This is a genomic window from Kribbella sp. NBC_00382 (genome assembly GCF_036067295.1).
GTDB lineage: Bacteria > Actinomycetota > Actinomycetes > Propionibacteriales > Kribbellaceae > Kribbella.
This window is the reverse complement of sequence record NZ_CP107954.1, coordinates 7,548,641-7,569,487: the sequence shown is the minus strand read 5'-3', so window position 1 is coordinate 7,569,487 and position 20,847 is coordinate 7,548,641. Positions and strand designations below refer to the sequence as shown.

The window sequence follows — 20,847 nt, the reverse complement described above, 5'->3', positions numbered from 1 at the left end:
CTTGGCGCCTACTCATTTCGCGTCGGCATAGCACTCCACAATGGCGGTGGTGAAGGGAAAGCGGGTCGGCGTCTCACCAAAGGTGATCCGCCCCGCTAGATCGCCCGCGGCCTGAATCGCCCGAGCAACCTCCTCGGCCTCGTCGACCGGACAATGCACGATCACCTCGTCGTGCTGGAAGAAGACCAGCTCAGCCTTGAGCTCAGTGATGGACTGTCGCAACGCAGCCATCATCAACAACGCCCAGTCGGCAGCCGAACCCTGGACAACGAAGTTCCGCGTGAACCGCCCCCGCGCCCGAGCATGCCGCGCATCCGTCTGCCGCTCCTCCGACGGCCCCTCCAACATCGCTTCGTCGATCGGCGACCCCGAAGGCGGGCAGGTCCGCCCGAGCCAGGTCCGGACCAACCGCCCTTCCTCCCCAGCCCGAGCCGCATCGTCCACATAGGCAACAGCCTTCGGGAACCGCTTCCGCAGCATCGCCAGATTCTTCAACCCGTCGCCCGACGTCTGCCCGTAGATCGACCCGAGAACGGCAAGCTTCGCCATCCCACGATCGCCCGAGAACGCCTTATCCGAAACGGCTTTGTAGAGATCACCCGCATCACCAGCGACCTCCATCAACCCCGGATCACGCGAGATCGCAGCCAGCACCCGCGGCTCCAGCTGCGACGCGTCGGCGACGACCAGCCGCCATCCCGGATCGGCGACGACGGCGCGCCGGATCACCTTCGGAATCTGCAGCCCACCACCACCGTTGGTCACCCACCGACCAGACACCGTGCCACCCGGGATGAACCCCGGCCGGAACCGCCCGTCATGCACCCAATCGCTCAACCACGACCACCCGTTGGCCGTGTAGATCCGATAGAGCGTCTTGTACTCCAGGATCGGCGCCACCGCCGGATGCTCGATCCGCTCCAGCTCCCACTTGCGAGTTGACGTGACCTGGAACCCAGCCTGCTTGAACGCCTTCAGCACATCAGCAGGCAGCTCCGGCCGTACCCGCCGCCCGAACGCCTCCGAGATCTGCTCAGCCAACTCAGTCAGCCGCCGCGGCTCCCCACTGCCCGCAAACCGCTCCCCGAGCAACTCGCTCAACAAAGCGCGATGCCGCGAGGCACTCCACGGCAGCCCGGCCCGATCCATCTCAGCGGCGACCAGCATCCCCGACGACTCCGAGGCAGTCAGCAGCCGCATCCGTTCCGGGTACTCCGCTTGCTGGTGCCGGCGAAGTTGCTCGGCGTACACCCGAAGCAGCGCCTCGAACCCGATCGGCTCTTCCTGAATCTCGAACAGCGACGACTGCTCGCCAGGCGTCGTCGACCGCAACGGCGGATCCGCCGGAACCGGCTTCCCACTCAACCGCGCCCAAGCCGCCGCCGCGGACCGAGGCTCACCCCATCGCCCCTCATGCCCGAGCAGCAACAACTCGGCGCTCTCGATGTCGTAGCACCGCTCAACCCGTACTCCGGCCGCCAGCAGCCGCGGGTAGATCTCAGGACTCGACCGCCAAACCCACCGGCTCACCTCCGGCCGCGACCCGACAGCGGCGGCCAGGTCCGGCTCCCGTAGTACAGGACCGGCAGGCTGCCCGTCAGGATGCAGGGCAACCAACAGCGCCCCACCACCCTCAACCGGCGCGATCGCCCACCGCTCGTCCATGCCCAGATCCTCACACCTACCACGGACAAAACCCGCACCCCACCTCCACCGACCCACCCCACGCGACCCACCACCCCGCCCACCCGACTCCCGCCCACCCGCCTCCCACCCACCCGCCTCCCACCCACCCGCCTCCCACCCACCCACTCGGCTCCCACCCGTTCGACCACCCCCGCCGCCGCCTCGCCCCACCTCAGCGGCCACCGCTTGCCCAGCCTCGAGTCCGCCTCTCGGCCCCGCCATTTGGGGGGTTAACCCCCGAGGTTGTGGGTTGTCACCTTTGAACCAGGGGTGGCGACCCACAGGTTGAGGGGTTAACTGTGATGTTCAGGGAGGTTGGTCAGTCGGCTGATGGGTGGTTTGTTGCCGATTGCGGTGTGGAGTCGGTGGTGATTGTAGGTGTGGAGCCAGGTGGGTAGAGCAGCGCGTCGTTCGGCTTCGGTGGTGTAGAAGCGGGCGTAGGCCCAGCCGTCTGCGAGGGTGCGGTGGAAGCGTTCGATTTTGCCGTTGGTTTGGGGTCGGTAGGGCCTGGTTTTCTTGGGTGTGATGCCGAGTTCGGTGCAGGTGTCGCGCCACGCGTGGGCTTTGTAGGCTGATCCGTTGTCGGACAGGACTCGTTCGACGGTGACGCCGTGTTCGGCGTACCAGGCCACGGCCCGGCGCAGGACATCGATGGCGGTGGCTGCTTTCTCGTCGGCGCAGATTTCGGCGTAGGCGACGCGGGAGTGGTCGTCGATGACGGTGTGCAGGTAGGCCGTGCCGATGCGGACGTTGCGGTTGGCGGTGTAGCCGGTGCGCGTTCTGGCGGTGTGGCGGGAGTTGAGTTTGCCTTGTTGCTTGCCCAGGTAGCGTGCGCCGCCGCCGTCGGGAATGTTGCCGAACTTGGTGACGTCGACGTGGATCAGCGAGCCGGGGTAGGCGTGTTCGTAGCGGCGTAATGGTTCACCGGTGGCTCGGTCGATGCGTGACAACCGGTTGATCCGGCAGCGTACGAGCACGGCGTGCACGGTGGAGGCCGGCAGTCCGAGGCGCCCGGCGATCTGGACGGGGCCGAGCCGGTGACGCCAGCGCAGCCGTACGATCCGGCGTACTACCGCGGTGGGGGTCTTAGTCGGGCTGTGATGCGGACGCGAGCTGCGATCACACATCCCGGCCGGGCCTTCGGTCTGGTACCGATCAGCCCACTTGCGTGCTGTCTTCGACGCCACCATAAACATCTTGGCCGTGGTCGCGACCGGCCAGCCCTGGTCAACGATCAAACGCGCCAGCCGTAACCGTGCACGCGGGGTCAGTTGAGCGTTAACGTGGGACACGAAGGCCTCCTGTTGCTGAAGCGGTTACTCGACATCTCCACTTCACAACCGGAGGCCTTCGTCATGCCTCAACGACAGGCCGAGTCACCCACCAAATCCGGGACAACCTCCCTGAACATCACAGTTAACCCCTCAGGTGTCGGCCCACGGCGCTCGTCGGGCGCGGTCGAGGGGAGGGGCTGGGCTTTGGCTGACTCGACCACCCCCACCGCCGCCTCGCTCCACCTCAGCGGCTACCGCCTGCCCGGCCTCGAGTCCGCCCCTCGGCCCCGCCATTTGGGGGGTTAACCCCTGAGGTTGTGGGTTGTCACCCTTGAACCAGGGGTGGCAACCCACAAGTTGAGGGGTTAACCCCCTCAGATGTCGGCCCACCGCGCTCGTGGGGCGAGGGGAGGGGAGGGGAGGGGCTGGGCTTTGGCTGAATGGTGGTGGTGCCGGGAGGGGATACGGCGCCGCGTTCGCCGGTCGGGTGGAGGAGCCGGGGCGTCGAGTGAGGCCAATCATGTGACACTGGACTTATGTGGCGGGGGAGCGATCTGGATCCAGCGGACGGGACCAAGACCGAACAGGTCGAGGCCCTGGTCCTGCGCCGGATCGAGCGCGGCGACCTGTCGATCGGATCCCGCCTCCCCTCGGAGCGAGTACTAGCTGAGCGCCTCGGCCTCAGCCGGGTGACCGTCGTCCGCGCTCTGGACCAGCTAAGAGCAGACGGCGTACTGGAGACCAAACGAGGCTCCGGTACTCACGTAAGGCCACTCGACCGCCTACTGGACCCCATCGCCCCGGCCTCAACAGTCTCGGCCGGCGACCAACCCCTCCTGGACCTCCGCTTCGCCACAACCGCCGCACCGCATGACGTAGCCGAGGTAGCCGCGCAGATCATCGCCGAGGGCCTCCCACAAGCCATGGGCGGCGACGGCCCACCCTCCGGCGGCTCCCTAGACCTCCGTACGGCGCTAGCCGAACGCCTCACGCTTGAGGGCGTCCCCACCGAGCCAGGCCAGTTGACCCTGACCGTAGGTGCCGCAGCTGGCCTCAACGCGGCCCTAGCCGGGCTGGACCTAGGACCGGGCGTCGCGATCACCGAGTCGCCCACCTACCCAGCAGCCTTCGACCTACTCCGCCGACACCGCCTGGACGTAGTTGGCTGGCCAGCGGGCGTCTGGGACACGGACCAGCTCGCTCATCTCTGCAGGCGTCACAAGCCGAAGGTGATCTACCTCCAAGCGGACAACCACAACCCAACTGGCCTCAGCCTCCCAGCGGACCGGCGTGCAGCAGTGGTGGAGATCGCCCGGCGCTACGACGCCGCACTGATCAGCGACGAGACCATGCGGCCGCTCTGGCTCGCCAGTGGAGAGCAGGCCGAGCCGCTGAGCCGGTACCCGCGCACGGTCAGCGTCGGCTCGCTCAGTAAGACCGTCTGGGGCGGCCTGCGCGTCGGCTGGGTCCGTACCGGCCGGCAACTGAGACGCAGGATCAACACGTCGGCCCAGCTGAGCGTGACCTCGCCCAGTGCGCTGGATGACCTACTGGCACAGGCGATCCTCGGCCGTCTCGACCGGGTGATCTCCCGGCGCAAGACGCGGCTCAGGTCCAACCTGGCCGCTCTGGAGACCGGGCTGAAGACGCTGGACGGCGTGGCCTGGCCGACCCCGACCGGCGGCATGACGCTGTGGCTTGAGCTGACGGAAGTACGGGCTAGGCGAGTACTGGAGGCCGCACGGGAGCAGGGCTTGCTACTAGGCGCCGGGGATCTGTTCACACCGGACGGGACCGACCGCAGGCACATCCGCATCCCATTCACCGCTCCACCTGCCACCTTGAAACTTGTCGTCGCGCGCCTGGGAACAGCGCTAGCTCAGTCCAGTTGATTCGAGGTGGACTGAAGCTCAGCAGGCCAATCGTCCTACGCTGGACTCGTGCCAGACCGCGACCAGGAGGATGCAGTGACCGACACCCAGAACAGCCCGCAGACCGGTACCGCCAAGGTCAAGCGGGGCATGGCCGAGATGCTCAAGGGCGGCGTGATCATGGACGTCGTCACCGCCGAGCAGGCCAAGATCGCCGAGGACGCCGGCGCCGTCGCGGTGATGGCGCTCGAGCGGGTCCCGGCCGACATCCGCGCCCAGGGCGGCGTCTCCCGGATGAGCGACCCGGACATGATCGAGTCCATCATCAGCACCGTGTCGATCCCGGTGATGGCGAAGGCCCGGATCGGTCACTTCGTCGAGGCGCAGATCCTGCAGAGCCTGGGCGTCGACTACATCGACGAGTCCGAGGTGCTCACCCCGGCCGACTACGCGAACCACATCGACAAGTGGAACTTCACCGTTCCGTTCGTCTGCGGCGCGACCAACCTGGGCGAGGCGCTGCGCCGGATCACAGAGGGCGCGGCGATGATCCGCTCCAAGGGTGAGGCCGGCACCGGTGACGTCTCCAACGCGACCACCCACATGCGCCAGATCCGCCAGCAGCTCCGCCACCTGCAGAACCTGCCCGAGGACGAGCTGTTCGTCGCGGCGAAGGAGCTGCAGGCGCCGTACGAGCTGGTCAAGGAGGTCGCCCAGGCGGGCAAGCTCCCGGTCGTACTGTTCACCGCCGGCGGCATCGCCACCCCGGCCGACGCGGCCATGATGATGCAGCTCGGCGCCGAGGGCGTGTTCGTCGGCTCCGGCATCTTCAAGTCCGGCAACCCGGCCCAGCGCGCCGAGGCGATCGTGAAGGCCACCACCTTCTACGACGACCCGGACGTGCTCGCCAAGGTCTCCCGCGGCCTGGGCGAGGCCATGGTCGGCATCAACGTCGACGAGATCCCGCAGCCGCACCGGCTCGCCGAGCGCGGCTGGTAAGCAACGCCGGTGACAGAGCAGGCGATCAGTGAGCGGACCGCGCGCGAGTTGCGCGGTCTTGCTCGCGTCCTGGTCCGTTCCGGGTACGCCGACCGCGCCGCTGTCACGGCTGCCCTGACGGAGGCCGTGCAGGAGGACGCACCGGCGGCTGACCCGGCAGTACTTGTGCCGGAGCTGGTCGACGAGGCAGTGGCTGCAGTGACGGCGGATGCCGCGGACTGGGCCGAGGAGACGGACCCGGACCGGCTGGACGCAGTACTGGCTGAGTTGGAGTCGCTAGGCGTCGTAGTAGTGCGCTACACCTCGGATCACCACGCTGCACGTCAGGCGTTGGAGGCAGCCGCGGACCCGAAGGGGCTGGTGTTCTTCACCGACACCGACGTCTGGCACGCGGTCGACTTCAACATGCTCGAGCTCAAGGTCTGGCACCCCGACACGGCCAACGTGGCGCCGGGGGAGGCGTTGCTGGACGACGTACTGGCGCTGCTGCACGAGCGGCGGCTGCCTGCGGTCTTCGACGAGGGCCGGATCGAAGTGACCATCGACTGGCAACGGAGGGTCCAGCTGTGACGGTTATCGGCGTGTTCGCGCTGCAGGGCAACGTGCGTGAGCATCTGGCGATGCTGGCCCAGGTCGGCGTCGAGGCCCGCCCGGTACGCCGGCCGTCCGAGCTCGCCGAGGTGGACGGGCTGGTGCTGCCCGGTGGCGAGTCGACCACGATGGACAAGCTGGCCCGGACCTTCGAGCTGTTCGAGCCGTTGCAGAAGCGGATCGCGGACGGCATGCCGACCTTCGGGACGTGCGCCGGGATGATCATGCTGGCCAACGAGATCACCGGCGGGATCGACGGCCAGGAGACGCTCGGCGGCCTGGACGTGACGGTCCGGCGGAACGCGTTCGGGCGGCAGGTCGACTCGTTCGAGGCGGATCTCGACTTCGCGGCCTTCGACGCGCCGTACCACGCGGTGTTCATCCGGGCACCGTGGGTGGAACGCGTCGGGCGCGACGTCGAAGTACTGTCGACGGTGAGGTCGGGCCCCGCCGCAGGTAGGATCGTCGCGGTTCGCCACGATCGGCTGCTGGCCACGTCGTTCCACCCCGAGATGACGGGTGATGCTCGGCTGCACGGCTACTTCGCCGATCTGGTGCGCGACCTCTAGGTCAGTTGCAGGCGGTAGAAGGGTTGGGTTCGCGATGTCAGGCCACTCCAAATGGGCCACCACCAAGCACAAGAAAGCGGTCATCGACTCGAGGCGCGCCAAGCTCTTCGCGAAGCTGATCAAGAACATCGAGGTGGCCGCCCGCACGGGCGGCGGTGACCTCGCGGGCAACCCGACCCTGTACGACGCGGTCCAGAAGGCGAAGAAGTCCTCGGTCCCGAACGACAACATCGACCGCGCGGTCAAGCGCGGCTCCGGTGCCGAGGCCGGTGGCGCGGACTGGCAGTCGATCACGTACGAGGGCTACGGGCCGAACGGCGTCGCGATGCTGATCGAGTGCCTGACCGACAACCGCAACCGCGCGGCGGCCGACGTCCGGACGGCGATGACCCGCAACGGCGGCTCGCTGGCCGACCCGAACAGCGTCGCCTACCTGTTCCACCGCAAGGGCGTCATCGTGGTCAACAAGGTGCAGGACGGCAAGACCTACACCGAGGACGACGTGATGGAGGCCGTCCTCGAGGCCGGCGCCGACGAGGTGAACGACCTCGACGAGTCCTTCGAGGTGATCAGCGAGGCGGGCGACCTGGTGAAGGTCCGCACGGCGCTGCAGGACGCCGGGATCGACTACGAGTCGGCCGACGCCTCCTTCGTCCCCTCGATGACGGTCGACCTGGACGCCGACGGCGCCGGCAAGATCTTCCGGCTGATCGACGCCCTCGAGGAGAGCGACGACGTGCAGAACGTCTACGCCAACTTCGATGTCTCCGACGAGGTCATGGCCGAGGTCGGCTGACAATAGCTTTACCCGTGGGTAACATGTGCGGCATGGCCAACGACGTGCTGCGCAGGTGGGAGAAGTTCCGTGGGGTTCCGGGCGGTTCGCGGCTGTTCTCGCTGGCCTTCACGCTGAAGGCGCCGTATTTCCGCTCGGTCCGCCCGCGCTTCGTCCAGGTGAGTCCCAACTACGCCTCCCTGGTACTTCCGAAGCGCCGGGCCGTCCAGAACCACATCGGCACCGTGCACGCGATCGCGGTGTGCAACGGCCTGGAGGCAGCCATGGGCGCCCTGGCCGAGGCGACCATCCCCTCCGGCAAGCGCTGGCTGCCGAAGGGGATGGAGGTCGAGTACCTCGCCAAGTCCACGTCGGACCTCACCTGCTCGGCTGAGACCGACCCTGACGCCTGGACGGCCGGTCCCGACGTGCCCGTTCAGGTGAAGGCGACCCGTACGGACGGGACGGTCGTAGTACAAGGCACCATCAACCTTTGGGTTACCGATAAGAAGTGAAAAAGCCTGCGTAGTGGCGGCCGCCCGCGTCGTAGGGTCTGAGCGTGGCTGATGACTTGCGGTTGGTGGATATTCAGAACGAGCACCTGGACGACGTAGTACGGGTGCGTTCGCGCTCCTTCGGGCTACTCGAGGCCGGGCGGCTCGAGGAGTGGAAAGCGGATGCGCAGGTCTGGATCACCGACCGGCGGATAGTCGGCGTGATGGATGGCGACGAGGTGGTCGCCGCCGCCAGGTTCTGGCCGTTCGAGCAGTGGTGGAGCGGGCGCAAGGTGCCGATGGCCGGTGTGGCCGGGGTTGTCGTCGCACCGGAGTACCGGGGACGCGGGGTCGGCAGCATGGTGATGCGCGGGATCCTCGCCCGGGCTGTCGAGCAGGGGTATCCGTTGTCGGGGCTCTACCCGGCGACCACTGTGATCTATCGGCACCTGGGATACGAGTTCGGCGGCGGCCGGTACCGGTACACCTTCCCGGCGGCAGACCTGCGTTCGCTGGGCGGCAAGGAGGTCAGCGTCCGCCGAGCCGGCCCTGCTGACGCCGCTCGCTTCCTGGAGCTAGCGGGGGAGTTGCACAGTTCTGGGCGGAGCAGTGGACCGCTGGTATGGCCCGAAGCGAAGGTCGCCGAGTGGTTGGGGGAGGACAACAGCTTCTGCTACCTGGCTGATGACGGGTTCGTCGTCTACGGCTGGCAGGGCGGCAAGCTGCGGGTGGAGGAGCTGATTGCCGGCTCCGAAGCCACCGCGCGGGCGCTGTGGTCGATTGTCGGCTCCGGATCGTCCATCTCGACCGAGGTGGAGGCCCACCTCGCTCCGGACGACCCCGCGAATCTCCTGGTCCCCACGGAAGCCGACCACAACGTACAGGTCGAGCACTGGATGCTGCGGCTGCTCGACGCTCCCGCAGCCATCGCCGCTCGCGGCTTCGCGCCTGGTGCCTCTCTGGAGGTCGACCTGGACCTCGACGACTCCGAACTCAGCGCCAACACCGGCCGCTGGCACCTGTCCGTCTCGGATGGCGCCGGCTCGCTGACGCCTGTTAGTTCCACTGGCGACGCCCTGCGCCTGGGCTCCCGCGGCCTGACCGCCCTGTACGCCGGTACGCCGCTGGGCTCGGTGCGCAAGGCCGGGCTGGCGTGGGGCGGCTCGGCCTCCGACGACGGGGCGATCGACACGGCCTTCTCGGGCGCGACGTCGTACATGCTCGACTACTTCTGAGGTTGTCCACAGGTCCTGGGCGCGTCGATTTCACCGGTCTCCGGGTGGGCGTCTAGGGTTTGTCGAACAAACGTTCGGAGGTGATCCAGTGCGCGTGCTCGGAGTGGACCCGGGACTGACCCGGTGTGGTCTCGGTGTTGTCGAGGGCAGCCCTGGGCGGCCGCCGACGATGATCGCGGTCGGGGTGATCCGGACGCCGGCCGACCTGGACGTCGCCAAGCGGCTGGTCCGGATCGAGGCCGAGCTGGAGGAGTGGATCATCGAGCACCGGCCTGACGCGGTCGCGGTCGAGCGGGTGTTCGCCCAGCAGAACGTGCGGACGGTGATGGGCACGGCGCAGGCCTCCGGGGTGGCGATGGTGGTGGCCGCCCGGCGAGGTCTGCCGGTGGCGTTGCATACGCCGAGCGAGGTGAAGGCGGCGGTGACCGGCTCGGGCCGGGCCGGCAAGGAGCAGGTCACCACGATGGTGACCCGGATCCTCAAGCTGCCCGAGCGACCGACACCAGCCGACGCCGCGGACGCCCTGGCACTGGCGATCTGCCACGTCTGGCGGGGCGGAGTGACAAGCCGCCTGGAAGAAGCCGCCAGCAGCCGAGCCAACCTTGAAGCGCTCGCCCAAGCACAATCCCGCCTCCAGGTAGCAAGACTGCGCGCCGCGGTAGCCGCCCAGGAAGGCCGACGATGACTACGGGAGGGAAACGATGATCGCGTTCGTGCGTGGCCCGGTGGCCGCGATCGGGCTGGACAGCTGTGTGATCGAGGTCGGGGGAGTCGGGCTGCAGCTCTACTGCCACCCCGGCACCTTGGCGACGCTGCGCCCCGGCCAGGAGTTCAAGCTCGCCACCTCGCTGGTGGTGCGCGAGGACTCGTTGACCCTGTACGGCTTCTCCGACGCCGACGAGAAGGAACTGTTCGAGCTGCTGCAGACAGCTTCGGGCGTCGGCCCGAAGCTGGCTCAGGCAGCGCTCGCAGTGCTGAGCCCGGACCAGCTCCGCCAAGCCGTGGCCGCAGAAGACCTCGCGATGCTGGTGAAGATCCCCGGCGTCGGCAAGAAAGTCGCGCAACGCCTCGTCCTGGAGCTCAAGGACAAGATCGGCGCCCCCTCGCGCACGGTCGCCGGCCGTCCGCTGGCGTCGACCGAGGTCTGGCGCGAGCAAGTACACGCCGGTCTGGTCGGCCTCGGCTGGTCGGCCCGCGACGCCGACGACGCGGTCATCGCCGTCTCACCGCTGGCGCAGGGTGAAACTGAACCCTCCGTTCCCGATCTCCTCCGCGCCGCACTCCGCGCCCTCTCGAAGGCGTAGCCGATGAAGTCAGCACAGCCGTCCGGCCAGATCGTGGGGGCGTAGCGGATGGACGACAACGTTCGCCCGTTGGTGTCCGCGGACGCTATGGACATCGAGGAACGCAAGATCGAGTCCGCGCTGCGCCCGCGCACGTTGGCCGAGTTCGGTGGACAGCGCCGAGTCAGCGAGCAACTCGAGCTGGTCCTGCACGCGGCCCGCGGCCGCAACCGCGCGCCCGACCACGTCCTGCTGTCCGGCCCGCCCGGGCTGGGCAAGACGACCCTGGCCATGATCATCGCGGCCGAGCTCTCCGCGCCGCTGCGGATCACCAGCGGACCGGCGATCCAGCATGCCGGCGACCTGGCCGCGATCCTCTCCGGGCTGAACGAGGGCGAAGTCCTCTTCCTCGACGAGATCCACCGGATGTCCCGCCCGGCCGAAGAGCTGCTCTACATGGCGATGGAGGACTTCCGGGTCGACGTGATCGTCGGCAAGGGCCCCGGCGCGACCGCCATCCCGCTGGAGATCCCGCCGTTCACGCTGGTCGGCGCGACCACCCGGGCCGGGCTGCTGCCGGGACCGCTGCGGGACAGGTTCGGGTTCACCGGACACCTGGAGTTCTACGAGTCGGCCGAGCTGGAGAAGATCATCAACCGCTCGGCGGCGTTGCTCGACGTCGACATCACCAAGGAGGCGGCCGCCGAGATCGCCTCCCGGTCCCGTGGCACACCCCGGATCGCGAACCGGCTGCTCCGCCGCGTCCGCGACTACGCGGAGGTACGGGCCGACGGCATCGTCACGATCGCGCTCTCGAAGGCCGCGCTGGAGCTGTACGAGGTGGACCGGATGGGCCTCGACCGGCTCGACCGGTCGGTCCTCGACGCCCTCTGCCGTCGCTTCGGCGGGGGACCGGTCGGCCTGTCCACCCTCGCGGTCGCTGTCGGTGAGGAGCGCGAAACCGTGGAGGAGGTCGCCGAACCCTTCCTGGTCCGCTCCGGCTACCTGGCCCGTACTCCGCGTGGCCGCGTCGCCACCCCGGCCGCCTGGCGTCATCTCGGCCTCGCAGTGCCGAAGGGCGCGACCTTCGCGGACACGCTTTTCGACACCGAGGACGAGTAGCCGGGCACCATCCGGCGGCAACCGACGTTGTACGGATACCGAGTAACTCAAACGTGACCCGCAGTCATGAGGTACTTGTTGCCGCCCACGCGTTAGACTCCCCGGTGGCCCGTACCCGGGCCATCCCGCAACGACCCTGCGCGCTTGAGCAGAGCGTGCGGGGCACCCGTACTCTCGACGAAGGATTCTGAGTCCCGATGGTATTGATCGCCGCACCGATGGCCTCCTCCGGCGGTGGGGGCATCACGCTCCTGCTCCCGCTGATCCTGATCGTCGGGATGATCTGGTTCATGAGCCGTACCCAGCGCAAGCAGAAGACCAGGCAGGCCGAGACGGTCGCCGCGCTGCAGCCGGGTACCAAGGTGATCACCACCAGCGGCCAGGTCGGCATCGTCGAGGAGGTCGACGACGAGTACGTGACGCTGGAGATCTCCGACGGCGTGCTCGTGCAGTTCGTGAAGGCCGCGATCGGCCGGGTTCTCCCGGAGGAGACCGAGGACGTGGCGGCGGACGAGCCGGCGGATGAGGCCGCCGGGGAGACCGCGACGGAGCCGGCTGACGTCAAGGAGTCCGTGGAGGTGCCGGACGCCGGCGCCGACAAGGTCCAGGACAAGCCCAAGCTGCCCCCTACGCACACCGAGAACTGATCCACCCCGTCCTATCGGCGTGCGGCGCACGGGCATCACGGTGATGCCCGGGCGCGCCCAGTAGCGCAAGGAAGAATTTGACGTGGCAACGACGACGACATCCCGCCCCGGCAGGAACCTGATCGTCCTGGCAGTCATCCTGGTCCTGTTGTTCGGGATCATGGCGATCGCCAAGACCTGGGCGCCCAAGCTCGGCCTGGACCTGCGCGGCGGCACCACCGTCACGCTGACGGCCAGCAACGTGGGCGGTGGCGGCGACCCGACGGCCGAACAGCTGTCCGAGGCGAAGAACATCATCACGCAGCGCGTGAACGGTGCGGGTGTCGGTGAGGCCGAGGTCGCCACCTCCGGCAAGAACCACATCACCGTCTCCGTGCCGGGCGCCAACCAGGACGCGCTGGTCAAGCAGATCGGCCAGACCGCGCTGCTGAACTTCCGGATCGTGTACGACCAGCAGGCCGGCCAGCCGCTGCCGCCCGCGCCGCCGTCGGCCACGCCGACCGGCAAGCCGTCGACCACGCCGAAGCCGACCACGACGCCGAAGCCGGCCAGCACGATCAAGCCGTCCAGCACCGCCACGCCGAACGGCCGCGCCTGGTCGAGCGTGCTCGGTGCCGCCACGCCGACGCCCAAGCCGTCGACGACCCCGACCCCCAAGCCGAGCACGCCGGCCACCCCGGCGGCGCCGACCGTGCCGGGAGGGGAAGTCACCGGCGACCCGCTGGCGTGGAAGCCCGACGCGGCCACCACTGCTGCCTTCGCGGCGTTCACCTGCGACAAGGACAAGCCGCTTCCGCAGGACATCGAGAAGAAGCCGCTGTTCTCCTGCAGCCAGGACTACTCCACGAAGTACCTGCTCGGCCCGGCGATCCTGAAGGGCACCGACCTGTCCGACGCCTCCGCGGCCATCCCGCAGAACGGTGTCGCCTGGCAGGTCAACCTGAAGTTCACCGGTGAGGGCGGCGACAAGTTCCTGGACGCCACCACCGCGATCTCCAAGCTCACCCCGCCGTCGAACCTGTTCGCGATCGTGCTCGACGGCGTGACGATCTCCACCCCGACCGTGAGCCAGCCGATCCCGGGTGGCCAGGCGCAGATCACCGGTTCGTTCACCGAGACCGAAGCCCGCGACCTGGGCAACGTGCTCAAGTACGGTGCGCTGCCGGTGAAGTTCGACACCTCGTCGGTCGAGACCGTCTCGGCGCAGCTCGGTGGTGACCAGCTCTCGGCCGGTATCACCGCCGGCCTGATCGGCCTCGCGCTGGTCGTGCTCTTCTCGTTCCTGTACTACCGCGGCCTGGGCCTCGTCGTCGTGATGTCGCTGGTGGTCGCGGCGGCGCTGACGTATGCGGCCGTGGTGCTGCTGGGCAAGTCGATGGGCTTCGCCCTGACGCTGTCCGGGATCGCCGGTCTGATCGTGGCGATCGGTATCACCGCGGACTCGTTCGTCATCTACTTCGAACGATTGCGGGACGAGGTCCGTGAGGGCCGCAGCCTGCGCTCGTCGGTGGAGACCGGCTGGGCCCGCGCCAAGCACACCATCATCGCGGCCGACTCGATCTCACTGCTCGCCGCCGTGGTGCTCTACATCCTCGCGGTCGGCAGCGTGAAGGGCTTCGCGTTCACGCTCGGCCTGACCACCCTGATCGACCTGTTCGTCGTGTTCGTCTTCACCAAGCCGATCGTGACGCTGCTGGCCCGGACCGACTTCTTCGGCCACGGCCACAAGCTGTCCGGTCTCGACCCCGAGCATCTCGGCGTCGAACGGCTGCCCGGCCAGATGAAACCATCGGCCCGCCCGGCCGCGAAGAAGTCCACGCCCAAGCCCGTCGGAGGCGAGGTCTGATGTCGAAGCTCGGAACCATCGGTGCCCGGTTGCACCGCGGCGAGGTCTCCTACGACTTCATCGGCAAGCGCAAGATCTGGTTCGCCGTCTCGATCGCGCTGATCGTCATCTCGCTCGGCTCGCTGCTGGCCAAGGGGCTGGCGCTGGGCATCGAGTTCAAGGGCGGCGTCGAGTACCAGGCGAAGGTCAAGATCACCAACAGCACGGTCGACGACGTCACCGCGGCGGTGAAGGCGACCAACGCCAAGGACCTCGGCGACCCGGTCGTCACCACGGTCGGCGACGACCAGGTGCGGGTGCAGACCAAGCCGCTGGCCCAGGACGACATCGTCAAGGTCCGGCAGGCGATCGGCAAGGAGGTCGGGGTTGCGACCGACCAGGTGAGCAACCAGCAGATCGGCGCCTCCTGGGGCTCGCAGATCGCGAACAAGGCGATCCTCGCCCTGATCGTCTTCCTGGTCCTCGTCTTCGGCGTCATCTGGGCGTACTTCCGAGAGCCCAAGGCCTCGATGGCCGCGATCATCGCGCTGATCCACGACGTGTTCATCACGGTCGGTGTCTACGCGCTGATCGGCTTCGACGTCACGCCGGCCACGGTGATCGGCGTACTGACCATCCTGGGTTACTCGCTGTACGACACCGTCGTGGTGTTCGACAAGGTGCGGGAGAACACCCGCGGCATCACCGGGTCGAACCGCTTCACCTACAGCGACGCGACCAACCTGGCCGTCAACCAGACCATCGTCCGCTCGATCAACACCACGCTGATTGCGCTGATGCCGGTCGGCTCGATCCTGGTCGTCGGTACCGTCGTACTGGGCACCGGCCCGCTGAAGGACCTGTCGCTGGCGTTGTTCGTCGGTATCGCCGTCGGTGCGTACTCGTCGATCTTCATCGCCCCGGCCCTGCTGGCCCTCTTCAAGGAGCGCGAGCCGGGCATGCAGGCCCTGAGCCGCCGGGTGCTCGCCAAGCGCGCCCAGCTGGGCGTCGCAGCCGGTGCTCCGGTCCCGGCCGGCGCAGTGGCGGGTGCTGCCAGAACGTCCGACGGACCGCGGGTGCAGGACGACCGGCCCAAGGCCGCCAGTGCGACCGCAGGGGCACCGACAGCGTCGAGCCGCCCGGTGCGGCCGACAAGCGGTGCAGGACGACCGCAACCGGCTCGCAAGCCGCGCTCCAAGCGCGGTAAGTGACGGGCTGCTGATGCGTTCGCTGGAACAGGTACTGAAGGACGGCATTCGCGATATCCCGGACTACCCGCAGGCGGGGGTGGTGTTCAAGGACATCACCCCGCTGCTGGCGGACCACACCGGCTTCAGTCAGGTGGTGGAGGCGCTGGCCGCCTCGGGCCGGGATGCCGACGGCAACGTCGTGGTCGACAAGGTGGTCGGGATCGAAGCCCGTGGCTTCATCCTGGCCGCTCCGGTCGCTCTCGCCCTCGGGGCCGGCTTCGTGCCGGTCCGCAAGAAGGGGAAGCTGCCGGCAGCGACGTACGAGGAGTCCTACTCGCTGGAGTACGGCGAGGCGACCATCGAGGTCCACCAGGACGCCTTCGCGCCCGGTGACCGGGTGCTGGTGATCGACGACGTGCTCGCCACCGGTGGCACCCTCGAGGCCTGCCTGCGCCTGGTACGCCGCTGCGGTGCCGAGGTGGTGGCCACTTCGGTACTGCTCGAGCTGTCGTTCCTGCCCTGGCGTGAGCGCCTGGCGGGGGAGCGTGTGGACACGCTCGTCACTGTCTGAAGTCAAGCGGTTACATCAAATCGGCGTGTTGTCCACAGGCCGTGTCGGCCGCGTTGGCTCCTTCCCCCTAGACTGGTGGTCTGTCGGCGGAGGGAAACAACGTGGGTGAAGACCCGGCGATGACTTCAGCGGTACCTGACGTGGTGCCGCTCGATCCTCCGCGCGCTCCCGCGAGCCGCCCGGTGGCCGCTCCATCGCCGTCTCCAGTCACCGCGCCGCCACCGTCGGCGCAGCCGCCCAGGATCGCGCCGGCCCGGGTTCGCGCCCGGCTGGCCCGGCTCGGCGGCACCCGGCATCCGAACCGGGCGCCGATGCTCGAGCCGCTGTTCCGGGTGGTCCGCGCGACCCACCCCAAGGCCGACCTGGCGATGATCGAGCGGGCGTACCGGACCGCCGAGAAGCACCACACCGGCCAGCTCCGCAAGAGCGGCGACGCGTACATCACGCACCCGCTCGCGGTGGCCACCATCCTGGCCGAGCTGGGTATGACCGCGCCGACCCTGTGCGCTGCCCTGCTGCACGACACGGTCGAGGACACCGACTACACGATCGCCGAGCTGACCAAGGACTTCAGCGAAGAGATCGCGATGCTGGTCGACGGCGTCACCAAGCTGGACAAGGTCAAGTACGGCGAGTCCGCGCAGGCCGAGACGATCCGCAAGATGGTCGTCGCGATGGCCAAGGACATCCGGGTGCTGGTGATCAAGCTCGCCGACCGGCTGCACAACATGCGCACGCTGGGCTTCCTGCGCCAGGAGAAGCAGGAGCGGATCGCCCGCGAGACGCTCGAGATCTACGCCCCGCTGGCGCACCGGCTGGGTATGAACACGATCAAGTGGGAGCTCGAGGACCTGTCCTTCTCGACCCTGCACCCGAAGGTGTACGACGAGATCGTCCGGCTGGTCGCCGAGCGCGCCCCGTCCCGCGACGAGTACCTCGCCTCGGTGATCGACCAGGTGCACGAGGACCTGCGCGCCGCCAAGGTGAAGGCGACCGTCACCGGCCGGCCGAAGCACTACTACTCGATCTACCAGAAGATGATCGTCCGCGGCCGCGAGTTCGGCGACATCTACGACCTGGTCGGCATCCGCGTGCTGGTCGAGTCGGTCCGCGACTGTTATGCCGCTCTCGGTGTGCTGCACGCGCGATGGAATCCGGTGCCCGGCCGGTTCAAGGACTACATCGCGATGCCGAAGTTCAACATGTACCAGTCGCTGCACACCACCGTGATCGGCCCGCAGGGCAAGCCGGTGGAGCTGCAGATCCGGTCCTTCTCGATGCACCGGCGCGCGGAGTACGGCATCGCCGCGCACTGGAAGTACAAGGAAGACCCGAACGCGCCGGCGCCCGAGGTGGGCGCGCCGCCGACCACCGAGATCGGCGCTCCGAACGAGATGCCGTGGGTCCGGCAGCTGGTCGACTGGCAGCGGGAGACCTCCGACCCGTCGGAGTTCCTCGACTCGCTCCGGTTCGAGATCAACAACTCCGAGGTCTACGTCTTCACCCCGCGCGGTGACGTGATGTCGCTGCCGACAGGATCGTCGCCGGTCGACTTCGCGTATGCGATCCATACCGAGGTCGGACACCGATGTATCGGCGCCCGGGTGAACGGGCGGCTGGTGCCGCTGGAGAGCACGCTGGAGAACGGCGACGTCGTCGAGGTCTTCACCTCGAAGGCGCAGGGCGCGGGACCGTCGCGCGACTGGCTGATGTTCGTCAAGAGTCCGCGAGCGCGCAACAAGATCAAGCATTGGTTCTCCAAGGAGCGCCGCGACGAGGCGATCGAGCACGGCAAGGACGCGATCGCCAAGCAGCTCCGCAAGGAGGGCCTGCCGCTGCAGCGCCTGCTCTCGCACGAGACGCTGACCGCGGTCGCCAACTCACTGCGCTACCCCGACGTGACCGGTCTGTACGCCGCTGTTGGCGAGAGCCACGTGAGTGCGCAGGCGGTCGTACGGCGGCTGATCGAGACGTACGGCGGCGAAGAGGGCGCGGCGGAGGATCTCGCCGAGGGCCTGCGGTTGCCGGCAACCCGCGAGCGGCGCAAGCGGACCGCGCGCGGCGACGCCGGTGTCATCGTCAAGGGCGCGACAGACGTGCTCTCGAAGCTCGCCCGCTGCTGTACGCCGGTGCCGGGTGACGAGATCATCGGTTGGGTGACCCGCGGCGCTGGCGTCTCGGTGCATAGGGCCGACTGCGCCAACGTCGAGAACCTGCAGACCCAGCCGGAGCGCATCGTCGAGGTCGAGTGGGCGCCGACCGCCCAATCGGTCTTCCTGGTCGCCATCCAGGTCGAGGCGCTGGACCGGGCTCGCCTGCTCTCCGACATCACGCGGGTCCTCTCGGACTACCACGTGAACATCCTGTCGGCGGCACTGACGACCACGCGCGACCGGATCGCCAAGTCCCGCTTCACCTTCGAGATGGGCGACCCGACGCACCTGGGTCACGTGTTGAAGGCCGTTCGCTCGGTCGAGGGCGTTTTTGACGTCTACCGGGTCACCCAGTAACTGGTCCCGACTCAGCAGGCCGCAGCTCACCCGCCGCGGCCTGCTGATCCTTGGCGCGGGCACTCTGGCCAGCTGCAGCTCCTTCGGCAAGCCGTCCAGCACCGGCTCAACCTCCGCGGCGCCCACAAACTCTGCGACCACGCCTGCGACGCCTCCAGCCTCCGCGACTCCTTCGTCTCCGTCGGCGTCCGTACCGTCGACGCCTAACGCGCCGAAGCTGCCCTCGGTCAAACCCTGGACCCCAGGACGCGGCGAACTCGTCCCCGAAGCCAAACTCGCCGCCGTCCAGGCCGTCCAAAAGCTGCTGGCCCGCCCGAACACCGTCGTCGAGATCATCGACGCCCAGTACGGCGGCCTACTGGCCGACACCGCAAGCGTGCTCGTCCCTTGCCGCACGTACTCCGTTGCCAATGGCAAGCTAATCACCGCCGGCACCACCGTCGACGTACGACTCAGCAGATCAGGTCAGACCTGGCGGGTCACTTCCCAGCACCCAGCCCAACCCGGATCGCCTGCTTCGAGCCTCTCGTCCGCCGCCCGACGCGTACTTGCGAGCGACCGCATCATCCTCCCACCGGCGTCGGCCGCCGACATCCGCTCCGGAAACATCCATGACACCGTCCTGACCGCGATGCTCACCCTCTCCGAGACGTACCGCATCGGCATCAGCGTCCTCCGCTCCGGCCACCCCCTGAACGTCTTCGGCACCAACCGCCCCAGCGACCACCCCCGCGGCCGAGCCTTCGACACCTGGCAAATCAACGGCCAAGCAGTAGTCAACCCAGCCACCCCCCGCTCCCTGATCACCACCTACATGCGCGCCGCAGCCGCCGCCAACTCCTACAACGTAGGCGGCCCCTACCAACTACCCGGCGCAACGTATTTCTCCGACCAAACCCACCACGACCACATCCACGCCGGCTTCCGCACCTAACACCCACCACCGGCCTGGCGACGGAAAACAGTTGGCTGGGGGAGTGGGTGGGTTGGTACCGTTTCGTCGTCCGTGACATCAGGCCTGGAGGTGGGAACCCATGAACGCTGTAGCGCAGTGGGTGCGTCCCCTCTCGTGGTCACGGGTGGGCGACTGACGTAGGTGTCGCCGGGAGCGCCCCGAGAAATCTTCGGCACTCCTGGAAGGAAGACAGCTATGAATACTTTGCCTTTCGCGTCGCGAGGCCTCGGTGCCCATGCGGTGACGATCTCGCGGGTCGCGGAGAATCAGTGGCACGCGGTGGAGAACGATCTTGTCGTCGGCCGTGGGCATGCTTCGCGCAGGCTTGACGGTCGGACCTTCGTCAGCGTCGACACCTGGCGCGAGGAGATCTTCGACCAACTTGCTGCGGCGATGCTGGTCGACCAGTCGGTGCCGTTGTACACGGTGGTCGACGAGACCGATCGCGAGCTCAAGGCCAGTTGGGAACGGGCCGGGTTCACGACTTCGCGTCGCGAGTACGAGTTCGTCGTACCGACTGAACAGGCGACCGTCCTGATTCCTTCGGACGTGGTCATCGCCACGGCCGAGGAGGGGCCGCTTCGCCTGCTGGACAAGGCGATTCGGGCCGAGGTCGAGGCCGCCGTCGGGTGGCAGACGATGCCTGCGGAGGTACTGGCCTGGCAGGGCGGCACGCGTCCGATGGATCCGTCGACGTACACGGTCGCGATCCGAGACGGCCGGTACGCCGGAATGGTCCGGGTGGCGACGAGAACCCGTCGCCCGAGGATCGGCCTGGTCGCGGTCCTGGCCGCCGACCAGCGACATGGCGTCGGGTGCGCGCTGCTGGCTCAAGTACTGCAGACCCTGCACAACAAGGGCTTCGAGGCCGTCACCGCAGAGGTCGACGAATCCAACAAGCCTGCCCTTGCACTCTTCGAGAGCCTAGGCGCCCGCCGCACGGGCACCACCCTCGAACTCGTCAGCAAGGAGGTCTGACCATGCCCAAACCAACAGGCGGCATCGAGGTAGAAGGCACCGTCGTCGAGTGCCTCCGCAACGCCAACTTCCGGGTTGAACTCACCAACGGCCACAAAGTCCTGGCCCACATCAGCGGCAAGATCCGCAAGAACTACATCAAGATCCTCCCCGAAGACCGGGTCCTGGTAGAGCTCAGCCCCTACGACCTGACCCGAGGCCGAATCACCTTCCGCTACCGCAACTGACCCACCCAAACGCCCGCGCGTCGGCAGACCACTGCCGAGGCGCGG

The 20,847-nt window shown here is 68.0% G+C and carries 20 protein-coding genes; 18 read left to right on the top strand and 2 right to left on the bottom strand.

What is annotated here, in order from left to right; genetic code table 11:
• Positions 1–12 precede the first annotated feature (12 nt).
• Together OHA70_RS35590 and OHA70_RS35585 are read right to left on the bottom strand one after the other, a co-directional pair.
• Positions 13–1,665, bottom strand: coding sequence for a bifunctional 3'-5' exonuclease/DNA polymerase (locus OHA70_RS35590; RefSeq protein WP_328325350.1), 1,653 nt, complete (start codon positions 1,663–1,665; stop codon positions 13–15).
• Positions 1,666–1,979: 314 nt separating this feature from the next.
• Positions 1,980–2,978, bottom strand: a complete 999-nt coding sequence (locus OHA70_RS35585; protein ID WP_328325348.1) for an IS481 family transposase — start codon at positions 2,976–2,978, stop codon at positions 1,980–1,982.
• 518 nt (positions 2,979–3,496) lie between these two features.
• Between OHA70_RS35585 and OHA70_RS35580 the strand changes: the two genes are divergently transcribed.
• The 18 genes from OHA70_RS35580 to infA all read left to right on the top strand — a co-directional run bounded on the left by OHA70_RS35580 (position 3,497) and on the right by infA (position 20,802).
• Entirely contained in the window at positions 3,497–4,852 is a 1,356-nt protein-coding gene (locus OHA70_RS35580) for an aminotransferase-like domain-containing protein (protein WP_328325345.1), read from the top strand.
• A 75-nt stretch (positions 4,853–4,927) separates the two neighbouring features.
• Positions 4,928–5,830 carry a pyridoxal 5'-phosphate synthase lyase subunit PdxS gene (gene pdxS / locus OHA70_RS35575; RefSeq protein ID WP_328335280.1) on the top strand — a complete coding sequence of 301 codons (903 nt, stop codon included), beginning with the start codon at positions 4,928–4,930 and terminating at the stop codon, positions 5,828–5,830.
• A gap of 9 nt (positions 5,831–5,839) precedes the next feature.
• Positions 5,840–6,400 carry a DUF6891 domain-containing protein gene (locus OHA70_RS35570; protein ID WP_328325343.1) on the top strand — a complete coding sequence of 187 codons (561 nt, stop codon included), beginning with the start codon at positions 5,840–5,842 and terminating at the stop codon, positions 6,398–6,400.
• Positions 6,397–6,990 (top strand): pyridoxal 5'-phosphate synthase glutaminase subunit PdxT, encoded by a 594-nt coding sequence (gene pdxT, locus OHA70_RS35565; RefSeq protein ID WP_328325340.1) that lies wholly within the window; start codon positions 6,397–6,399, stop codon positions 6,988–6,990. Before OHA70_RS35570 ends, pdxT begins: the two co-directional genes overlap by 4 nt.
• A 34-nt stretch (positions 6,991–7,024) precedes the next feature.
• Positions 7,025–7,786 (top strand): YebC/PmpR family DNA-binding transcriptional regulator, encoded by a 762-nt coding sequence (locus OHA70_RS35560; RefSeq protein WP_328325338.1) that lies wholly within the window; start codon positions 7,025–7,027, stop codon positions 7,784–7,786.
• 32 nt (positions 7,787–7,818) lie between these two features.
• Positions 7,819–8,280: a hotdog fold domain-containing protein gene (locus OHA70_RS35555; protein ID WP_328325336.1), complete on the top strand. Its 462-nt coding sequence runs from the start codon at positions 7,819–7,821 to the stop codon at positions 8,278–8,280.
• Between the two features lie 44 nt (positions 8,281–8,324).
• The gene (locus tag OHA70_RS35550; RefSeq protein WP_328325334.1) at positions 8,325–9,494 is read left to right on the top strand and encodes a GNAT family N-acetyltransferase; all 1,170 of its coding nucleotides are present in this window, start codon (positions 8,325–8,327) and stop codon (positions 9,492–9,494) included.
• A gap of 88 nt (positions 9,495–9,582) precedes the next feature.
• Positions 9,583–10,179, top strand: a complete 597-nt coding sequence (ruvC, locus tag OHA70_RS35545; RefSeq protein ID WP_328325332.1) for a crossover junction endodeoxyribonuclease RuvC — start codon at positions 9,583–9,585, stop codon at positions 10,177–10,179.
• Between the two features lie 16 nt (positions 10,180–10,195).
• Positions 10,196–10,798, top strand: a complete 603-nt coding sequence (ruvA, locus tag OHA70_RS35540; protein ID WP_328325330.1) for a Holliday junction branch migration protein RuvA — start codon at positions 10,196–10,198, stop codon at positions 10,796–10,798.
• 48 nt (positions 10,799–10,846) lie between these two features.
• A complete protein-coding gene (gene ruvB / locus OHA70_RS35535; RefSeq protein ID WP_328325328.1) occupies positions 10,847–11,899 on the top strand; it encodes a Holliday junction branch migration DNA helicase RuvB in 1,053 nt (350 codons plus the stop codon).
• A 197-nt stretch (positions 11,900–12,096) separates the two neighbouring features.
• Positions 12,097–12,546: a preprotein translocase subunit YajC gene (gene yajC / locus OHA70_RS35530; protein WP_328325326.1), complete on the top strand. Its 450-nt coding sequence runs from the start codon at positions 12,097–12,099 to the stop codon at positions 12,544–12,546.
• An 82-nt stretch (positions 12,547–12,628) separates the two neighbouring features.
• On the top strand, positions 12,629–14,392 hold the full coding sequence (secD, locus tag OHA70_RS35525; RefSeq protein WP_328325324.1) for a protein translocase subunit SecD: 1,764 nt from the start codon (positions 12,629–12,631) through the stop codon (positions 14,390–14,392).
• Positions 14,392–15,582 carry a protein translocase subunit SecF gene (gene secF / locus OHA70_RS35520; RefSeq protein WP_328325323.1) on the top strand — a complete coding sequence of 397 codons (1,191 nt, stop codon included), beginning with the start codon at positions 14,392–14,394 and terminating at the stop codon, positions 15,580–15,582. Before secD ends, secF begins: the two co-directional genes overlap by 1 nt.
• Positions 15,583–15,592: 10 nt before the next feature.
• Positions 15,593–16,132 carry an adenine phosphoribosyltransferase gene (locus OHA70_RS35515; protein ID WP_328325321.1) on the top strand — a complete coding sequence of 180 codons (540 nt, stop codon included), beginning with the start codon at positions 15,593–15,595 and terminating at the stop codon, positions 16,130–16,132.
• 119 nt (positions 16,133–16,251) lie between these two features.
• The gene (locus OHA70_RS35510) at positions 16,252–18,642 is read left to right on the top strand and encodes a RelA/SpoT family protein (protein ID WP_442913854.1); all 2,391 of its coding nucleotides are present in this window, start codon (positions 16,252–16,254) and stop codon (positions 18,640–18,642) included.
• Positions 18,617–19,576, top strand: coding sequence for a hypothetical protein (locus OHA70_RS35505; RefSeq protein WP_328325319.1), 960 nt, complete (start codon positions 18,617–18,619; stop codon positions 19,574–19,576). The genes OHA70_RS35510 and OHA70_RS35505 overlap by 26 nt, the downstream gene beginning before the upstream one ends.
• A 216-nt stretch (positions 19,577–19,792) precedes the next feature.
• On the top strand, positions 19,793–20,575 hold the full coding sequence (locus OHA70_RS35500) for a GNAT family N-acetyltransferase (protein ID WP_328325318.1): 783 nt from the start codon (positions 19,793–19,795) through the stop codon (positions 20,573–20,575).
• A gap of 2 nt (positions 20,576–20,577) precedes the next feature.
• Positions 20,578–20,802 carry a translation initiation factor IF-1 gene (gene infA, locus OHA70_RS35495; protein WP_328325316.1) on the top strand — a complete coding sequence of 75 codons (225 nt, stop codon included), beginning with the start codon at positions 20,578–20,580 and terminating at the stop codon, positions 20,800–20,802.
• The last annotated feature ends 45 nt before the right edge of the window (positions 20,803–20,847 follow it).